Raw genomic sequence first — 18575 nt, 5'->3', positions numbered from 1 at the left:
TATTATGCAGATCAGAAATAGTTTATTCATATTAACGACCCTGGGCTTATTTGTCCAGTCGTGCAGTAAAAAAGGCCTTGAATTGTATGATGAACCTACCAATGGTAGTAGTATCTACTTCAAAGAAGCGATCGCTGCAAAAAGTGCACTGATCAGAAACATATCATTTGGCTTTGTGGGCTATAGTATTACGGATTCCGTAGTGTCTATTCCGGTCGCCGTTACAGGTTCTCCAAGTGATCATGACCGTCCTTTCCAGTTAAAAGTCACGGATTCGACGACGGCAATAGTGAATCAGCACTATACTTTCCTTCGCCCGCCGGTGATCCGTGCAGGAATGGTAGTGGATACCCTCTTGCTTAAGATTCACAGAACTGCTGATATGGCCAGTAATGCTTATAGACTGGATCTTTTACTGGAACAGAATAGCGCATTTACGACGAAGCTGGGCGACACCTCAAAGATTTATTTAAAATATAAAGTACTGATGGATGATGTTGCGGGGGTATCTTACCTCTGGACCACCTATGCGAGAAGAGCAGCAGTTATATCTTACTTTGGCGCTTATTCCCGTAAAAAAGTAGACCTGATGATGGAAGTATTAAATCTGCAACCTGCTTTCTTTTATGATCCGGCAGCGAACACGCTAACCTCTACTTTACTCTTGTCTTATGGAAGGTATATGTACTACTGGCTCAATAAAGAAGCTGCTGCGGGACATATTTATCTGGATGAAAATAGTTCGGAAATTAAAATGGGACAATTAGCTAACTAGTGGGAAAAATGATTAAAAATATTCAAATGAAGACACGATATAAAGGAATGCTCCTTGCTTTAATTTGCGCTGGCCTGACAGCTATTTTTTCTGCCGGATGCCGGAAGGATGTAGGAAACTATGATTATAAATCAATAGATTCACTGGGTATAGGCAATGTAGTAGATGACTACAAGTACAGTATCGGTACAATTGCTGCTATCACACCAGAATTGAATTTTTTACATGGTACAAACTTTAATGAAAATGATTTTACGTTTGAATGGGATGCCTATGCAGGCAATACTACAGCAAAAAAGCTGATTCATAACGGAAAAAATCTTGATATTGTGCTTCCACTGGCTGTAGGAAAATATCGTTTATATTATGTCGTTAAACAGAAATCAACGGGAATATCATGGCAAAAAAGTCTTAATCTGGAAGTATATGACTCTTTTTTACCAGCAGGATGGTTCGTTCTGAATGATATCGCTGGCAAAGCGAGACTAGATTATTATGAAGAAAACAGAGATAGCTGGAATACATTTCCGGTCATCTATCGCGACTTCACTTCCCTGATTAAAGATGTGAATACCGGCAATGCTATGGAGTTGGATGGGAAGCCTGTTTCACTGGCTGCATTTCATAACAGAGATGCCATTAATACATCATTAGATTACCGTTTGTACATCAATACTGATAAAGAGACGGAGTGGTTTAACATTACTACCGGTTTCACCTGGAATAAGCTGCGCAACTCTCTTGCAAACGAGACGGTGTCTGGTGAACCTGCTTTCGTTTCAAAAATCTACCCTGGAACTTATGGTGGTGCTTATGCTTATAAAGACCATCAGCTTTATATCTACCATTATATCTATTCTTTATATGGGACGCCAATTAATCGTATAGCTGGCACTGCCGGAACTTTCCCTATATCTGAGTACTTTGCTGCTCCTTATAATACATTTATGCATGCTATGTTCTTTGATACCGAGGGCAAACGTTTCATGAGAAGTAATTATTCATCCAGCACCGCTACGGTATTAAATGTTTCCGGACAAGGGCTCAATCTGGCATCGGTTGGTAAAGATTTGGTGTGGATGGGTTCAACAGCAGTGTTTAGTGGTCAGGTAGCTGCCATTTTGAAAGATAATAATAGTCACTATTACCTAGCGAGAATCAATTTCCCTTATCCGACTGCTACTGCAGCTATCACCATAAATGTGAATTCATTTGAAGATATCACTGATAGGCTGACTGGCATTGCGACGGCCGATAAGTTTGTTTTAGACCAACAGTATGGTTATCTGTTCTACGTTAGTGGAAATAAGCTTTATCAATATGATATGGATAATAAGGTGGTTAAAGTGGCTAAAGATTATGGTAGCCGGAAAATCTCAATGCTAAAAGGAAATACCCTTACTGTATTTACCCCAAGTTCAATACCTAATTTCTTAGCAAGGCTAGGCTGTCCTGGCTTCGGTATTATTGTGGGAAGTAATGATGAGCAGAATCCCACTACTTCTGGAACAGTTGATTTCTATCAGGCGCCCGCACTAATGGGGAATCTTACTTTTTATACCAATTCATTCACTGGTCTCGGGAAAGTTATCGATGTTCAATATAGTGAGCTTTAAATTGTTGAACATGAGAAGAGTATTTTTATTTTTTGTGTTAGTATTGCCTTTATCAATTTTTGCACAGCAAAGCTTCCGTGTTAAAGGTAATGCGTCAGGATTAAAAAGTGGCACTAAGTTATACCTTTTTTACAAGGGCGGACATCAAATGATAATTGACTCCAGCACAGTAAATGCGGGTTTTTTTTCCTTCTCAGGAAATATTGAGGAGCCTTTAAAAGCTACATTATCTTTAAGCCCTGAAATTAAAAAAGTGGGAAGCGATGTACTGTCATTCTATCTGGAGCCGACAACAATTGTTATTACTATGGTTGACTCATTTAAGTCGGCCAGGCTATCTGGTTCTATACTTAATGCTGATGATGCTGTATATAGACAGTCATCTCAGCCTCTTCTGGAGGAGATGGTTAAAATCAGCGCAGCATTAAGGAATGCTGGTACAGAGCAAAAAAAGGATGATCGATTCCTGCAATCTTATGCAAAACAGTATACCGAGGCGAGTAAAAAACTGTTTGATGTTCAATTGGCTTTTGCCAGGTCTCACCCGGATTCTTATCTCAGCATTGCTGCACTGACACCAATGGCAGAAAGTGAAGTTTTTATTGACGATGCGGAGCAGGCATTCTTAGCTTTATCGCCATCGGTAAAAAATACAAAAGCAGGTTGGGCTGCTGCGGAGATTTTCGCAAACGGGCAGCGGACTAAAATAGGGCAGGCTGCTATTGCATTTACACAAAATGATGTAAACGGGAAACCCGTAAGCCTGTCTGATCTGAAAGGGAAATACGTACTGATTGATTTCTGGGCTTCCTGGTGTGCGCCATGCAGAAAAGAGAACCCTGGTTTGATTGCTGCGTATCATCGCTTTAAAGATAGGGGATTCACTATTTTGGGTGTATCACTCGATGGTCCGGGTGCACGTGATGCCTGGCTGAAAGCCATAGCAGATGATAAACTGGAATGGACGCAATTATCAGATCTGCAGTCCTGGGATAACGAAGTGGCCCGAGCCTATAAAGTAAGGTCAATACCCGCTAACTTTTTGGTTGACAGAAACGGAAAGCTTGTTGCCAAAGGGCTTAGAGGCGATAGACTAGTTGCAAAATTAGCTGAATTGCTGGGCGCTGAAGAAAAGAATAAATAGAATTAAGCTACCCATTGAATGGAGATTTGAGGGTGATCATGAGGAATGATTCACCCTCTTTTCATAGGCTATTTTTTATAAGAAAGTTCGGCTCCCGGATATGAATATACGCATCTGAAGCCAATGTAGGACCTGGATTGATCCTGATATTCATACGTGGCAGCGCCATTCTGTAAAAAGAAACCGATGTCTTTCCATGAACCGCCCTTTACGACCTTACGTTTCAGGTATTTACTGTCGCCTGCTTTCGCATTGTAAGTATAATTGGGATTGAAATCTGCCAGCATGGATACAGATGAACTGCTATAGGCCGTTTCTGTCCATTCTGCTACATTTCCCGCCATATTATACAGTCCATAATCATTAGGCAGGTAAGATTTCACGTTTACCGTGTACAATCCGCCATCGTCCAGATAATTTCCACGACCCACTTTAAAATTGGCCTGCATCTGACCTTTTGCTGTACGCATATAGGGGCCTCCCCATGGATATTTGGCCAGATTTCTTCCGCCACGGGCAGCATATTCAAATTCCGCTTCGGTGGGCAATCTATATTCCGGAACAGCAGTAGAGGGAAGTTTTTTCATCGCTGCGGTTCTCTCGTATAATCTGCCCCGCCATACGCTAAATGCGCGTGCCTGCTCCCAGGATACTCCTACTACCGGATAATTGTCATAAGAAGGATGGTTGAAATAGGACCTCACCATAGGGTCATTCTGGGAATAAGAATAGTCTACTTTCCAAACCATAGTATCCGGATAAACATTTATAGAAGGAAATTCATTACTTTTTTCTTTGTTGGGAAAATCTGTATAAATCTCTATAAAATCTCTCCGGCTTTTTGAAGGGTCCTTCCTTCCTTCGGCGGCGAGATCAAGATTGAGGTAATTGTAAGCATACTTTAATTTACGTACATCTATTTCTGCCCTGCCGGGTATTGCATCTTCGCCTGTGTAATACAATTCCGATAAATCCTTGTTGTGACCGCCTTTTGAACTGCTCCATAAAGCTGATCCGTTACCTACCTTTGCCCAATTGATATTTGGGTTCGGGGCAGCCGTTTCTCCTTTGGCTGGTCGGGGTTTAAGGAAGTATTCTGGTGCTTTACCCGCACCCAGACTGGTAACCGCAATGGAATCGCGTACCCAATTCACAAATTGTCTGTATTCTGCATTGGATATCTCGGTCTCATCCATAAAGAAAGCCTTGAAAGATTTCATTCTGGGTGGGTTGGATTGTGTGAAATTCAGGTCCTCATCAGATAAGCCGAGTGTAGCTCTGCCACCCGGAATGTAAGTCATGCCGGTTGGAATTTTAGTATTATCGAATTTAACATTGTAATGGCCTGTTAATTCTCCTTCCCCCGCACCGGTGGCTTTACAGCCTGCTAGTAATGCCATACCCATAAAGACCACGTAAATTGATTTTCTGCTCATTAACCGACCTTTTTTATAATTTGATATGGCCAATTTTGCAGTGTATTCTTTTTGAGTTTTTGGATGAAAACCAGGTTGACCAGTACGGTAATGCTGTTGTTTTGGCTGTCATAATCAATCCTTCGAACCATTCTTACCGCCTCTTTCCATGGCTTGTCTTCATCAAATACATGAATATGTTCCTGCAGTGCATTGATGATACATATCTTCTCTTCAGGAGTTATGCCGGCACTAAATTTTTTTTTCACCATATAGGTGCTTGATAATAGTCGGTTGACAATGTGATTGAAAAAGATCAAGGCTTGATCTGAACCTGTTGCAATTTTCATAATTATGGATTGAGATTCGTAAAATAGTTTACAATATGATGTTAATATACTTTTGTAATACTAGCTTCTATATGTTAGTATATTAATATTGATTGTATTTATTTCAAAAATAACATAAATATGTTTTGTTGCAATAATTATGAAATAAATAATTTCATTCCCCTTTTTTTTGAACTGATGACTTCTCATAAAAGGCTTTGGGGAGCAAATCAAACCAAACTAATAGCTGACAATTTGCGTTATATGAATTGAACTCAACTCCTTTTATGGCCTATAAAAACGAACCGATACCAGATAATGAAATGGAACGCTTGTTAACACTTTCGGAATTTGATCTGGATTACACTGATCTAAAGGAAAGTTTCAAAGACCTGACCTATCTTGCAGCGAAAGTTGCCGGAACTGAGATCTCGCTTATTAATCTGATTGATTCGTTTACCATGTGGTCTTTATCCAGCTTTGGAGTAGAGGTGGAGCAGATGCCCCGGGAGGAATCAGTCTGTCAGCATACGATTATGAGCGGCAAACCTTTCGAAATATCCGATCTGCGTTTAGATGACCGTTTCAATACCAATGACGTGGTAGCCGGACCTTTGGGGCTTCGTTATTATTATGGTATACCCTTGGAGGTGGCAGATGGTATCAATATTGGTTCATTATGTGTAATGGATTCGGCTCTGAAATCTATGACCAGGGAGAAAGTCGAACTGCTTGAAATTATCGCCGGAAATGTAGTTAAAAGACTGAAGTCTTTCCATAAAATAGCACAGATGGAAGCGTACATTAAGGTGGTTGAAGAATCTAACAAGAAAGCAGCTCACGATATTCGCGGTCCGATATCTGGTATTATAGGGCTATCAGAACTCATGTCTTCCAGCGAAATGATTGCAAATTGTGAAGAATTGGGTGAGTATATCGGGATGATCCAAACCAGCAGCAGGACGCTGCTTGAACTTGCCGATGAAATTTTAAGTGATGGCACTAAAGTTCGGCTGGGTGATAATGACTTCAATCTGGGGATGTTCAGGGATAAACTGGAACATCTGTATCGTTCACAGGCAACTTATAAAGATGTTAAGTTGACTATTACTGCGGATCCAGCGCATATGGATATCAATTTTTCAAAAGACAAACTGATGCAGATTACCGGTAATTTGATTTCCAATGCCATCAAATTTACGCCTGTCAGGGGACAAATTAATGTTTCACTGGGGATAGAATTCAATGACCAGGACAAAATCTTAAAAATTGAGGTCAGTGATACCGGTGTTGGAATTAGTCCGCAGGAGATTGATAATATACTCTCCGGTAAAGGTGTTACCACCTCAGGAACCAGTGGAGAAAAAGGATATGGTTTTGGCCTGAACCTCGTGGTACACCTGGTGGAGATGCTCAAAGGTGAGCTGACGATCAACTCCATCCCCGGGAAGGGAAGCACCTTTTCTGTGTTGCTCCCTCAGCTTAAAGTTTCGTAACTGTCATTTACTTTCCCTTTATTTCGCTGATTACCTTCTCCCTGTGCTGCTTGCCCCAGGAAGCCATAGCATCAATCACCGGTTTAATGGTGTGCCCATAGGCAGTCAATTCATATTCAACAGTAACAGGTTTTGACTCCAGTACAGTGCGCCTCACTAAACCATTGATTTCCAATTCCTGCAATTCTTTCGAGAGCATTTTGGGGCCTATACCTTCAACCACACGCTGAAGCTCCATATAACGTTTTTTACTAAATGCCAGACTTCCTATAATAAGCACTTTCCATTTACCGCTCAATATGTCCTGAGTATCCTGAATTGCCTTTAAATGTGGTATGCAATCCACAGGCGTTTTTTCTATCGTTTCCTTTTTTGCCATTTCTTAAATATTGGGCTTCCCCGGAGGGTAGTACTTCCCTTTGGGGAACACATGCAATTGGTAAAGTTACTGCGATTAGCTTTGTGATCGTAATAAATTTAAAAATCACATGGAAAATACGATCAATATTTCTGGGGACACATATCTCAGCAGCCCTGTACCTGTCAGCTCCATCAGTCCGGTTTCACTATCGGTACCAGGCCGTGGTGTACCACTGCAGGTCCGTATTTCAGCACCCGCAACCGGCTACAAATTACCCATTATCCTGTTTGCGCATGGCTTCGGAAATTCATCCGATGGTTATGCCCCGCTGGTTAATTTCTGGGCGGCTCATGGTTTTGTTGTTATTCAACCCACCTTTCTGGATTCCAGGAAATTGAACCTTCGTGAAGATGATCCCCGTAAACCGCTGATCTGGCAGATGCGAATTGAGGATATGAAACATATCCTTGATCAGCTGGATTTTATTGAAGATGCAGTTTCATGGCTTAAGGGACGACTGGATACAAGCCGTATTGCGGCATGCGGACATTCTTTCGGTGCACAAACTGTAGGGATGCTACTGGGTTCAAGAATGATTGACGCTGATGGAAGTTTGGGTGAGGATCTTTCCGATCCCCGCATAAACGCAGGTATTCTGCTAGCCGCGGGCGGACGTGGAGGCGAGGCATTGAGTCCCTTTGCCAAAGAACATCTTCCATATCTGAACCAGAGTTATAGTGAAATGACCACACCAGCATTGGTGGTTGCGGGAGATCAGGACTATTCGCCACTGACTGTTCTTGGTCCCGAGTGGTTTACAGATGCCTACACACTCAGTCCGGGGGCAAATCAGTTGGTTACTTTATTTGGAGCCGAACATATGTTAGGTGGCATTTCCGGATATCTGGTAACTGAAACGACAGATGAAAACCCAGAGCGGGTAGCCGCTGTGCAGCGGCTGACCTGGGCGTACCTTCGTACTGCGCTTTATCCGGAAGATGCTGCCTGGGCAGCCATCTCTGCTGACTTTATCAGCAAAGCGAATCCTATTGGCAAAGTTGAAAGCAAATAATTCTGCATTTTTCTGATCGCTGTGATGGGGAGAGTGGTGTGGTTGTTATTTTAGTTTCACCTTCACTATCTCGCCATCTTCCTTTATTTCAACAAATTCTTCGATGCGGTCTTCATGAGCAATGGAATAATTCTTTCGCTCGTAATAGTTCGTTTGATAACCGCTGCTTGAATACCCGGTGCCCGTATATTCATTATATGAACCATTAGAGGTATAACCAAGAAAGCCTTGCAGGAAATATTTTCCGGGTTTCATTTCCGGAAAAGTGAACTTTCCGCTGCTGTTGGTTATGGCTTCAAGTCTGTACCGGTAAGCCGCATCTGATAAATATACATAACGTCTTTTGCGTTTGTTCTCTTTATCTTTTCTCAGTTGATACCATTCCTCAAAGTAAGGAGTGACAGGAAAAAGAGTAATCTTGATCTGATTGGCCAAAATACGGGGAGAGAGCAATGGTTTAACTCCTATAGAGGATTTTGGATGTGTAAAAGCGACGCCTTGAATCGTCGCTTTTCCTTTTGCCAGTTGCTTTTTTGCCTGCAGGGAATCAAAAGAAGATTTCGGGTAAAAGACGGTTACTTTGTCTTTTTCTTCCGGCTCTTTATATTGTGCCTGCGCTGAACCGGTGGTCAGCCCAAGGGTAATGACCAATAGATATTTGTGAAAATTCATAATATTGTCTGATAGATGATTAGAAAGTATAATTGTGCGTAAAGTCTTTATCTCTGCTGACGATTATATTTTGTTCGTTAACTTTTACTTCTCCATTGATCTCGGCCTTGAAGCTGATTGTATAAGGCTGGTCTGCCGCCGGACTCAGGCACTGTGCACCTGCACTGATGGCACGTAAAGGTTTTGTCGATTCTACCACATAGGTTTGCGTACCACCTGTAAAATCATTAAGTCCGAGGCTCACCGCAGCCTGGCTACTTTGCGTTACACCATTAATTTTCCATACGGTCGCGTCGGCCGGATCATTTCCTACGCCAGCCGCCACAAAAGATATATAAGCAGATGAGGGCGCGCCCGTCACCGTAAAGGTAAATTTAGCATTCCTGCCATCTGCGGGAGAAACTTCAGGATCATCTTTTTTACTGCAGGATGCAAACACTGATAAAATGGAGATACAGATAATAACGTTAAGGATAGTTCTAAAAAAGTTTGTTTTCATATCAGATTTTGATTAATTGTAAATTCGGTACAAAGCTATCTGATGACTTTATGAAAATAAATACCCTTATTTCGGGTTTTATTTCTCCTGATATTTAGGTATTTTTTAGTTTTAGCTGAATAAAATATTGAATTCTCGTTTTTAAGCCGGATATTTAAAATTTATTCAATTCTTACCAGCCCTGTTTTTTATGCCGTAACCCGATCAACCTGAAGATGAAAAAAATATATCTGCTCCTGATTTGTCTGCTGGGTATGAACAATATGTTTGCTCAACAGCAAATTCCCCTTAATGAACACCGTTACCTGGATAGTCTTGATCAGGTGCTCCGGCAGCAACATCCTGATACTGCTAAAGCTAATGCCAGCTTCCTTCTGGTAGATTACTGGAAATTCAAAGACACTGTAAAAAGTAAAAATTACTTGCGGAACGGCCGGCAATTTGCCGCTAAATCTCCTTACCTGAAAGCCCTCTACTATTTTTATGAAGGTCAGTATTATTTCAACCGGGATACGAAGAGGGCATCGGCGGCTTTTAAAAAAGCGGAAGAAATGCTCAGTGCATTTCCGACCAAAAAAGCTTATGGTAACCGTGCCGCTGCCTGGTTTAATTATGCTTTGATGAATAAGGATAAAAAAGGATATGAATTTATTATCAGTATTACCCTGGATAAAGCTATTCCCAATGCGTTGAAGGCAGGCAATATGGCTATGGTTGCCCATTATTATACGCAATTGTCAACTATCCTGATGAACAATTATCAGTTTGCGAAAGCAGGGTTGTACGTTCAGAAAGCTATCGGAATACTGGAAAAAGAGAGTCCCAAATCTGCAACACTGGTATTCGCTTATCTGAGTGGTGTGAGTATCTACTGTTATGAGAACAAAGCCCCTAAAGCTAAGCCTTTGCTGAACAAGGCGCTGGCCTTGTTGAAGCCTTATCCTGAGTCGTTAAACTATCCTCTGTATTATTACAACGAGGTTTTATATTATTCTACCATCAACGATTTAAACCATGCATTGCTGAGTACAGAAAAGGGGATCGTTCTGGCAAAAAAATACAATCAGAAACAGTTATTTCAGCAATTTATCTTCAGGAGATATACCATTTACAGTCAGCAAAAATCATATGAGAAAGCCCGGCAGTTATTGCTGGACATCGTTAAAGAAGGCACGCTGGTAGCAGATATTAACGACAGGGCTGCAATCTATGCCGAGCTGGCCAAGACGAATCAATCCCTGGAAGACTACAAAGAGGCTTTCCAATGGCAAAAGCGCTATAGTGCTGTAGCTGACTCCATTCATAACAGTCAGACTAAAGTTAAGATCAACGAATTGGAAACAAAGTATCAGACAGCACAAAACCGTCAGAAAATTGCCGTCTTGCAGGCGCAGAACAAACAAACAATTTTAACTGCGAAAAACCAGCGTTTAAATAGCTGGCTGCTGGCAATGGGTTGTGTATGTTTAATTATAGTGCTTGGTTTTGTGATCCTCACGGCTAAAAAAAACCGGAGACTTGCAGCACAAAAGGAAATTAACTTTAAGCAGCAGCTGAAGGAGGTGGAGCAGCAACAGCAATTGCATATCGCAAAAGCTATGCTGGACGGTGAAGAACATGAACGCGAACGTGTTGCACGCGATTTGCACGATGGACTGGGAGGGATGCTTGCCGGGGTAAAGATCGGTTTGTCGGGCTGGTCAAATAACAATGCCGGAATATCCGGTGATAAGGATCTGTATCGTATTATCACTCAACTGGATAATTCAGTAGGCGAATTGCGGCGCATTGCGCGGAACATGGTGCCCGAAACACTATTAAAGTTTGGTTTAGAGGTGGCCTTAAAAGATCTGAGTGAATTTTATATGCAGGACGATTTACAGGTAGATTTTCAGGCCTATAATATAGAGAAGGATATAGCGCTGACGGTGCAGTTAAATATCTACAGAATTATCCAGGAGTTGTTTTCGAATGCAATCAGACATGCCTGCGCAAGTCATATTATGTTGCAGTGCAGCCAGAATGAAAATATATTTTTTATTACGTTTGAAGACGATGGTTGTGGCTTTGATACAGCGATACTGACCACTAAAAAAGGGATGGGTTTGAATAACCTGAAAACCCGGATTGCCTTTTTGAAAGGTCAGTTTGAGATTCAGTCGCTTGTTAACGAAGGAACCACTATTAATATAGAAATCAATACAAATGCAGAAGGATAAATTGCTGACTACGATAGTAGATGACCACCCGATTGTGATAGAGGGACTAAAGATGCTGCTACAGCATGAAGCGAATATACAGGTAGTTGGTGGCTTTTGCAGCGGTGCTGAAATTCTTTCTTATCTCAGGAACAATAAGGTGGACCTGATTCTATTAGATATCACCCTACCAGATATCAATGGCATGGACCTGTGCCAGCTGATAAAAAGCGAATGGGTTTCTACCACCATACTTATTCTAAGTAACCATACAGAAAGGAGTATTATCCTGCAAAGCATACAAAATGGCGCCAGCGGTTACTTACTTAAAAACAGCTCTATACAGGAGCTGAGGCAATGTATTGCTGAGGCGATACAAGGAAATATTGTGTATAGCAGAGCGGTAATGGAAATCATCAGCAGACCTTCAAAAAATCAGTTACAGGAAAGGCCGCAATTGACACGTCGCGAGAAGCAGGTACTTGCACTGGTTGCAGAAGGAAAGACCAGTCAGACAATAGGTCAGGAACTTTTCTTAAGTCCCCTTACTATCGATACCCACCGGAAAAACCTCATCCAAAAGTTCAATGTGAAGAATATGGCGGAGTTGATTATGGCGGCCAGTCAGCAAAATCTGCTGTAATCTAATTATTGGTTTCTACCTGTTTCCGGTGTCCGGCACTGGACGTCTGCTGTTCAATACCGAACAGTTTCGTTAATTTCATTAAATTAATATGTTGTAATACAATTAGTTGAAATATTAATTGCAGTTGGCACAAACTTGGTAAATTGCACAGCAATCGTATTTGTATGATCGATAAACAATAATGCCATGTTCAGACTCAATTTAAAAATCGCCCTGCGCAATCTCTGGAGAAACAGGACTTCTTCTGTGATCAATATTATTGGGCTGTCGGTCGGTTTATCTGCCTGCCTGCTACTGCTGTTATATGTGAATTATGAAATGAATTTTGACCGTCACTTTAAAGATTCGGATAAAATCTATCAGGTGATGACTAACTTTCAGGATGCTTCGGGAAGAATTACCAGTACAGGAGGGTCGCCGGGAGATGGCATTCCACTCGCGATTAAAGCAAAAATACCCGAAGTAGATGTGATCGCCAGAATCGGTGGAGGTGATCAGTCAATACTATCAAATGAGCGAAAAAGATTCAAAAGGAAAGATCTCTTTGCAGATCCGGAGATACTTAAAATCTTCAACTACGATTTTATAGTCGGTAATTCTAGTACTGCACTAAATACGCCCAATGCTGTGATACTGACAGCGGAGACGGCACAACTTTTATTCGGTACTACCGACGTGCTGAACAAAACGGTGAGGTATAAAAATGCAAGAGACTTAAAAGTTACCGGTGTGATCAAAAATTTACCTGCCAATACAACTATCAGGTTTGACTATCTGATGCCCTGGTCTTTTTTTGCCAGCATTAATGATTATGTGAAAAATCCGGGCTGGGGAAATTTTAACTTTCTGGCTATGGCGAAGGTGAACAAACCCGCCAATATTAACCTCATCAATAGTAAAGTAAAAAAACTGTTCAATGCAAATTATACAGATCAAAGGACGGAGAACTTTTTATTCCCTCTAAGGGATACACATTTATACGGCGAATTTCTGAATGGCAGGAGTGTTGGGGGCGATATCGAACGGATTTATCTTTTTGTGGCACTGGCTTTCGGCATTTTACTTGTTGCCTGCATCAATTTCATGAACATGGCCACTGCAAAATCAGAGCGGAGGGCAAAGGAAGTGGGGATCAGGAAAACTATTGGTGCAACGAAGCGTTCCCTGGTGATCCAGTTTATGACCGAAGCGATGGTGCTGACCATGGTGGCGTTATTGATTGCAGTAGTTATTGCTGAAGCCAGTTTGCCACTATTTAATAACTTGCTGGACCTGAGTATTCAGGTCGGTTATACCAGTACGGGCTATTGGCTGGGGATATTAACGGTAGCCTTAGTGACCGGATTATTGTCCGGCACCTATCCAGCATTGTTCCTTTCTTCTTTTAATCCCATTCAGACTTTAAGAAAAAAAACCGCAAGGGCTAAGCTTTTTCCTTTTAATCTGAGACAGGTGCTGGTGGTTGTACAATTTTCTTTTGCCATTATGCTGATCATTGCTACGCTCGTGATCTATAAACAGCTGCAATTTATTAAGAGCAGACCTGTGGGTTACAATATCGACCTGCTGGCAGAACTGCCCCAGGATGGTGAACTGTCCGGTAAGTTTGAATTGTTTAAAGAGCAGGTGATGAAAACCGGGGCTGTTACTGCGGTAAACCAATCCTCCCGCGGTATGACCGATGTGAGCAGCTGGTTTTATGGCTTCAAATGGCCGGGTATGGAAGAACAAGGCAAGGAAATTGTTTTTAACCGCCTTGAAACAGGTTATGATTTAGTGAAGACAAACGGTATGGAACTATTGAGCGGGCGTGATTTCTCCAGAGATTTCGCCTCAGATAGTGCAGCAATTTTGCTGAGCAGCAAAGCCGTGAAAATGATGAAGGTTAAAAATCCGATGGGAATGATGGTTAATCACTTTGGCAAACAGCTGAAGGTGATTGGCGTTTTTAAGGATTTTATCTGGGATTCTCCCTATCGTTCAGGAAAACCCATGGTGATTATCTTTAACAAAAATCCGGAAGGAACTATTAATATGCGGTTAAATCCTGCGAATAGCCTGAGTAAAAACGTCGATCTGATTTCAACTGTTGCCAAAACGCTGAATCCGGAATACCCTGTAGAAATTAGCTTCGCCGATGAGCAGTATGCCAAAAAACTACATGCAGAGAAAATATTGGGCATATTGGCCAACCTGTTTGGCGGTATAGCAATACTCATCTCTTGTATGGGACTTTATGGTTTGGTGGCTTACAGTGCAGAACAGCGTACCAAAGAATTTGGTGTGCGCCGCGTATTGGGTGCCTCGGTCGGAAATATCATGAAATTGCTTTCTGTTTCTTTCTTGAAAATGGTAATTGTGGCTGCCTGTATTGGCGTGCCTTTAGCCTATTACCTGATGAACCGGTGGCTTACTCATTTTGAGTTCAGGACTACAATATCATTCGCCATTCTATTCCTGTCAATAGCAGGAACTGCAATAATTGCCTTTCTGACGGTTAGTTTTCAGGCCTATAAGGCTGCAAAAGCTAATCCGGTTGAAGCGCTGAAATATGAGTAGAGCAATGGTCAGTAATGCCCTTTGTACTGTTCTTTTATAAGGCAAACAGTAGATAAGGGGAGTTCATCATGCTGATAGTTTTCCTCTTCTCTTACAAATCCTTCACTCTCGAAAAAATCTATTATTGGATTTTTGGGATATTCATTGATCCAAAGCACTTCGTAAGACTTGCAGACCGATATGCATTTATCAAATAAAGATTGTCTGATTGCAGGATCGTCATATTTTTTTAGCAGTCCGAAGTCTGCTATGCGAATCATTCTTTTGGAATCGAAACGTCCAGGTCTTTTTCCTTTGGAAGTAATCCTTGCGTATCCTGCAGGTTCTTCATCAGCGTAGACAACCAGCCATTGGTTTGACATGCTGTTAACCTCAATAATTAGACTTTTTTCATTAAAATTTGCTGTAATATATTGTTCAAGCACATGCGCTTCCAACACATCCGAGAATTTTTCTTTAGCCACCTCTTTGGTTAGCATCAACAATGCATCTATCCCTTTTCCCGTAACCACTGTAAACCTGGTTGTAATCTCTGTATCCATCTCCTAAATAATAAGACTACAAAGCTAACCAGCTCATTATAATTGTACCGATACAGAACTTTTAGCAATTACCAGTACAGATTACCTTATGGGTTGTCCTGAAAGTTGAATGGCTTCGATTTTTTTCTGAGAATATTTGTCCGCAAATACAACCCTGAAATGGCGGGAGAAGTCATTGGAAAAAGAGAAGGTATAGCCGGGAGTAAATCTTACACCTATCTTTTCACATTGTTTATAGAAATGATCCATATTTGTATGATCCGGCATTTTAACCCAGATATTGTAGCCGCCGGAAGGCATATGGCATGTTGTACCTTCTGGAAAGCTGGCAGTTATTAACTTAATAGTGAAATAAGCATTTTTGGCCAGTTGCATTCTAAATGAACGGAGATGTCTGTCATAGCTATTGCCGTCGAGCAGTTTGTTAACCGTTTCCTGGTAAACAGGGGAAACAGAGCTGCCCAGAGAGAATTTGATTTGTTCCGCACGTTCCATAAACTTTCCGGCCGATAACCAGCCGAGCCTGATACCCGGGGCCAGCGTTTTAGCAAATGAGGAATAAGTCATGACCAGGCCACTTTCATCGAAACTCTTTATAGTAGATGGTCGTTGTCCGCTGAAGCTAAGATCACCGTAAACATCATTTTCTATCACTGCAATGTCTTGCTGCTGTGCGAGCTGTAATAGTACCTGTTTCTGTTCATCACTCATCAATATCCCTGTTGGATTATGAAAGTTCGGCGTGACCAAAATGGCTTTTATCCTGTTTTTTAGACATGCGCTGCGTAAAAAATCGATGTCGAAACCAACGCTCAGATCAACAGGGATTTCAATTACTCTAAGATTCAGTACTCTCACCACTTCCAGTATAGAAAATACACAAGGGCTTTCTAGCGCAACAATATCGCCTGCTGTACAAACAGCTGCTAAAGCAATATATACGGCCTGTAATGCACCATCAGTAATAATCAGTTGATCGGAATTGATACGTGTCTTGTAAAGTGCAGTCCTTTTGATGATGCTATTTTTCAGTGTCTCTGACCCATTAGGCGGATAATATCTTAGTAAGCTAACTCCGTATTCTCTGATCACCTGCTGCATCGTTCGCAGTAGTAATTTTTGAGGAATAAGTAAATCGCCCGGAGTTGCCACATTAAACTCAGACAGCTTTTTTGCCGGTCGCGAGGAAGTGGTGAGCACTAAGTTATTTTCAAATATGGCATCTCTTACGATTGGAGCTGTAGAAGATGGGGGCTGGACCAATATTTCGATGGACTTTGTGCTGACATAGTATCCTGATTTTGGAATGCTTTCTACCCATCCGAGAATCATTAAGTATTCGTATCCACTTTGTATAGTTTGGGTACTAACGTGGTACTGGTTTTTCAACTCACGGATAGATGGAAGTTTATATCCCGGTTTAAAGATGCCTTCGCGGATATTCTTTTCAATAGATGAGGTAAATACTTCATATCTATATGATCTCATATAGTTTAATTTTTAATCAATTAATAGCAATGTCACAGAAATAATGAAAGCATTGCCATATTAGTCTGCTGGCAATGTAACAAGTTTTGTTGAGCTGTATCTAATATTTATAAATCTTTCACATAAGCTATGAAAATAATCTGCTTTTTATTCCTCAGCACCATTTCACTAAGGTGCTGGAGCCAGGAAATTATTGTTCCAAAAAAAAATGTGGTAGCTCAAAAATGGATTAAAGAGCAAAGCTATCAAATGAGCTGGGCCATGCTCAGAGATACCATGAGTATGACGATAGGCCTAGTCAATACTAAAGTACAGGTTCTGGGTGACAAGGTACAGGTGATTACCGAAGTGAAAATGAAAGGGTCTCCCGCGCCCTGGATAGACTCTACTATCGTACGTAAAACAGATCTTTCGCCAGTTTACCATGCTTCCTACAATATTCAGCGTGATATGGCGCTCCACTTCGGTGCCTCGGTCAAAGGGTTTTACCGCGACAAACAGACCAATAAAACTACTAACATAGCACAACAAATACCATCAGGGTATTTTGACAGTAATTTTTATCCTATGCTCATCAACTGGCTGCCGCTTAAGGTTGGCTATACAGCTGATATTGATATTTATGACTATAATCCAAAAGGTAAAATGGGAGTTGTCAAAGCCCATATTCTTAGTGTAAATGAAGGAAAATACCTGAGCAAGAAATCAGGGGAAAGAAAAGTGTGGATAGTTGAAGCAGCTGATGAGATTGGTGCTGCAACTGATGGAAAAAGTGTTTATCAGATTGATCAGTTGACCAGGCAACTCTGGAAACAGCGGATTACTGCCGGGGGTAGAGTAATGGAGATGACGGCAGTGGAGGATTAATCAATATTTGATTTTACATGTGACCAATATGCAGAGATTAATTACCTAATTAATCTCTGCATATTATGCGTAGTTTATTTTTATTTATACTCCTGATTAAGATTCTCTCTCTGTATGTGAGTGCTTTGGAATGGTTCAGCACCTATAATCATATGATGCCATCTGACTTCCCCGGTTTCGCCATTTCACGTTCTTATAATCACCTTGATAGCTTAGGCCAGTACCCCAAAATCTCAATTATTTCTCCTCTTTTCTTTTAAATACCTCCCCATACCTGCAAGTTCCGGAAGCTCGTCGCAACTCCCGGAAGTAACGCTTTGAAAATTAGTTAGTTGTGTTTTGTGTGCTTACATTCGTTCAACGAGTTCGAAGCTACCGGTAGGCAATGACTTGAATTAACAGATTTATTAATTTTTAAAAATTTAAAATTATGGCAAAGTATTCAGAAGCTGTATTCGGTACAATCCGGGGCAGAGTAGGTGAAGGGATAGGCGTGTTAAGTAAAGGATTGAAGATCCTTAAAGGGTTGTCTAGCCCATCAAGTGTGCCGCCATCCCTGGCACAGTTAAGTCAGCGTGCAATATGGGGTTTGGTAACACCATTTATCAGCACTTTTACAGATATCATCAATCTGGGATGGAAAGCTCCAGCAATCAGACAGCGGAAAAAGTAAAAGTGAAAGCAGCCCTGAAGGAACAGGAAAAAAAGGCTTTGGAAAAAAAGCATGTGGCTGTGTCTGCTGCTTATTCACTAAAATGGCTGATTGCCGGGATAGTATTGATAGGAGCGGCAGGATGCTGGGTTTATAGAAAAATTAAATGATGGGTATGCTGGCAGGTGATTTCAAAGTAAATTGCCCCAATAAGTAAACGACTTATTGGGGCAATTTTGTTTTA

Annotated in this window: 19 protein-coding genes; 12 read left to right on the top strand and 7 right to left on the bottom strand. The window is 41.3% G+C overall.

Annotated elements, in window-relative coordinates; genetic code table 11:
- Positions 1-4: 4 nt before the first annotated feature.
- The 3 genes from OQX62_RS21545 to OQX62_RS21535 are packed head-to-tail and all read left to right on the top strand — an operon-like array spanning position 5 to position 3535.
- Positions 5-775 carry a DUF4843 domain-containing protein gene (locus tag OQX62_RS21545; RefSeq protein WP_265833728.1) on the top strand — a complete coding sequence of 257 codons (771 nt, stop codon included), beginning with the start codon at positions 5-7 and terminating at the stop codon, positions 773-775.
- A 26-nt stretch (positions 776-801) separates the two neighbouring features.
- Entirely contained in the window at positions 802-2391 is a 1590-nt protein-coding gene (locus OQX62_RS21540; protein ID WP_265833727.1) for a PKD-like family lipoprotein, read from the top strand.
- Positions 2392-2401: 10 nt separating this feature from the next.
- Positions 2402-3535, top strand: coding sequence for an AhpC/TSA family protein (locus tag OQX62_RS21535; protein WP_265833726.1), 1134 nt, complete (start codon positions 2402-2404; stop codon positions 3533-3535).
- Positions 3536-3603: 68 nt separating this feature from the next.
- Here the strand turns inward: OQX62_RS21535 and OQX62_RS21530 are convergent, their stop codons facing one another.
- Both OQX62_RS21530 and OQX62_RS21525 read right to left on the bottom strand, forming a co-directional pair.
- Positions 3604-4971 (bottom strand): SUMF1/EgtB/PvdO family nonheme iron enzyme, encoded by a 1368-nt coding sequence (locus tag OQX62_RS21530; RefSeq protein ID WP_265833725.1) that lies wholly within the window; start codon positions 4969-4971, stop codon positions 3604-3606.
- Entirely contained in the window at positions 4971-5300 is a 330-nt protein-coding gene (locus tag OQX62_RS21525) for a hypothetical protein (protein WP_265833724.1), read from the bottom strand. Before OQX62_RS21525 ends, OQX62_RS21530 begins: the two co-directional genes overlap by 1 nt.
- A 266-nt stretch (positions 5301-5566) precedes the next feature.
- On the opposite strand from OQX62_RS21525, the gene OQX62_RS21520 reads away from it, so the two are divergent.
- Complete coding sequence (locus tag OQX62_RS21520) at positions 5567-6775, top strand: GAF domain-containing sensor histidine kinase (RefSeq protein WP_265833723.1); 1209 nt, start codon at positions 5567-5569, stop codon at positions 6773-6775.
- Positions 6776-6782: 7 nt separating this feature from the next.
- Here OQX62_RS21520 and OQX62_RS21515 read toward each other — a convergent pair whose 3' ends face one another.
- On the bottom strand, positions 6783-7154 hold the full coding sequence (locus OQX62_RS21515; RefSeq protein ID WP_265833722.1) for a winged helix-turn-helix transcriptional regulator: 372 nt from the start codon (positions 7152-7154) through the stop codon (positions 6783-6785).
- 109 nt (positions 7155-7263) lie between these two features.
- Between OQX62_RS21515 and OQX62_RS21510 the strand changes: the two genes are divergently transcribed.
- Positions 7264-8208: an alpha/beta hydrolase family protein gene (locus OQX62_RS21510; RefSeq protein ID WP_265833721.1), complete on the top strand. Its 945-nt coding sequence runs from the start codon at positions 7264-7266 to the stop codon at positions 8206-8208.
- Positions 8209-8253: 45 nt separating this feature from the next.
- On the opposite strand, the gene OQX62_RS21505 is transcribed toward OQX62_RS21510, so the two are convergent.
- A complete protein-coding gene (locus OQX62_RS21505) occupies positions 8254-8880 on the bottom strand; it encodes a carboxypeptidase-like regulatory domain-containing protein (protein WP_265833720.1) in 627 nt (208 codons plus the stop codon).
- A gap of 19 nt (positions 8881-8899) precedes the next feature.
- The gene (locus tag OQX62_RS21500; protein ID WP_265833719.1) at positions 8900-9379 is read right to left on the bottom strand and encodes a hypothetical protein; all 480 of its coding nucleotides are present in this window, start codon (positions 9377-9379) and stop codon (positions 8900-8902) included.
- Between the two features lie 215 nt (positions 9380-9594).
- On the opposite strand from OQX62_RS21500, the gene OQX62_RS21495 reads away from it, so the two are divergent.
- The 3 genes from OQX62_RS21495 (at position 9595) to OQX62_RS21485 (ending at position 14782) form a co-directional block, all read left to right on the top strand.
- Positions 9595-11598 (top strand): sensor histidine kinase, encoded by a 2004-nt coding sequence (locus tag OQX62_RS21495; protein ID WP_265833718.1) that lies wholly within the window; start codon positions 9595-9597, stop codon positions 11596-11598.
- Positions 11585-12220, top strand: coding sequence for a response regulator transcription factor (locus OQX62_RS21490; RefSeq protein ID WP_265833717.1), 636 nt, complete (start codon positions 11585-11587; stop codon positions 12218-12220). The genes OQX62_RS21495 and OQX62_RS21490 overlap by 14 nt, the downstream gene beginning before the upstream one ends.
- 189 nt (positions 12221-12409) lie before the next feature.
- A complete protein-coding gene (locus OQX62_RS21485; protein WP_265833716.1) occupies positions 12410-14782 on the top strand; it encodes an ABC transporter permease in 2373 nt (790 codons plus the stop codon).
- An 8-nt stretch (positions 14783-14790) separates the two neighbouring features.
- Here the strand turns inward: OQX62_RS21485 and OQX62_RS21480 are convergent, their stop codons facing one another.
- Both OQX62_RS21480 and OQX62_RS21475 read right to left on the bottom strand, forming a co-directional pair.
- Positions 14791-15324 (bottom strand): N-acetyltransferase, encoded by a 534-nt coding sequence (locus tag OQX62_RS21480; RefSeq protein ID WP_265833715.1) that lies wholly within the window; start codon positions 15322-15324, stop codon positions 14791-14793.
- A gap of 81 nt (positions 15325-15405) precedes the next feature.
- Complete coding sequence (locus tag OQX62_RS21475; protein ID WP_265833714.1) at positions 15406-16812, bottom strand: PLP-dependent aminotransferase family protein; 1407 nt, start codon at positions 16810-16812, stop codon at positions 15406-15408.
- 129 nt (positions 16813-16941) lie between these two features.
- On the opposite strand from OQX62_RS21475, the gene OQX62_RS21470 reads away from it, so the two are divergent.
- The 4 genes from OQX62_RS21470 (at position 16942) to OQX62_RS21455 (ending at position 18501) form a co-directional block, all read left to right on the top strand.
- Positions 16942-17679: a hypothetical protein gene (locus tag OQX62_RS21470; protein ID WP_265833713.1), complete on the top strand. Its 738-nt coding sequence runs from the start codon at positions 16942-16944 to the stop codon at positions 17677-17679.
- Positions 17680-17744: 65 nt separating this feature from the next.
- Positions 17745-17939, top strand: a complete 195-nt coding sequence (locus OQX62_RS21465) for a hypothetical protein (RefSeq protein WP_265833712.1) — start codon at positions 17745-17747, stop codon at positions 17937-17939.
- Between the two features lie 170 nt (positions 17940-18109).
- Positions 18110-18352 carry a hypothetical protein gene (locus tag OQX62_RS21460; protein ID WP_265833711.1) on the top strand — a complete coding sequence of 81 codons (243 nt, stop codon included), beginning with the start codon at positions 18110-18112 and terminating at the stop codon, positions 18350-18352.
- Positions 18316-18501: a hypothetical protein gene (locus OQX62_RS21455; protein ID WP_265833710.1), complete on the top strand. Its 186-nt coding sequence runs from the start codon at positions 18316-18318 to the stop codon at positions 18499-18501. The genes OQX62_RS21460 and OQX62_RS21455 overlap by 37 nt, the downstream gene beginning before the upstream one ends.
- Positions 18502-18575: the final 74 nt, after the last annotated feature.

Source organism: Pedobacter sp. MR2016-24 (assembly GCF_026239655.1).
GTDB lineage: Bacteria > Bacteroidota > Bacteroidia > Sphingobacteriales > Sphingobacteriaceae > Pedobacter.
This window is presented reverse-complemented; position numbering and strand designations above follow the sequence as displayed.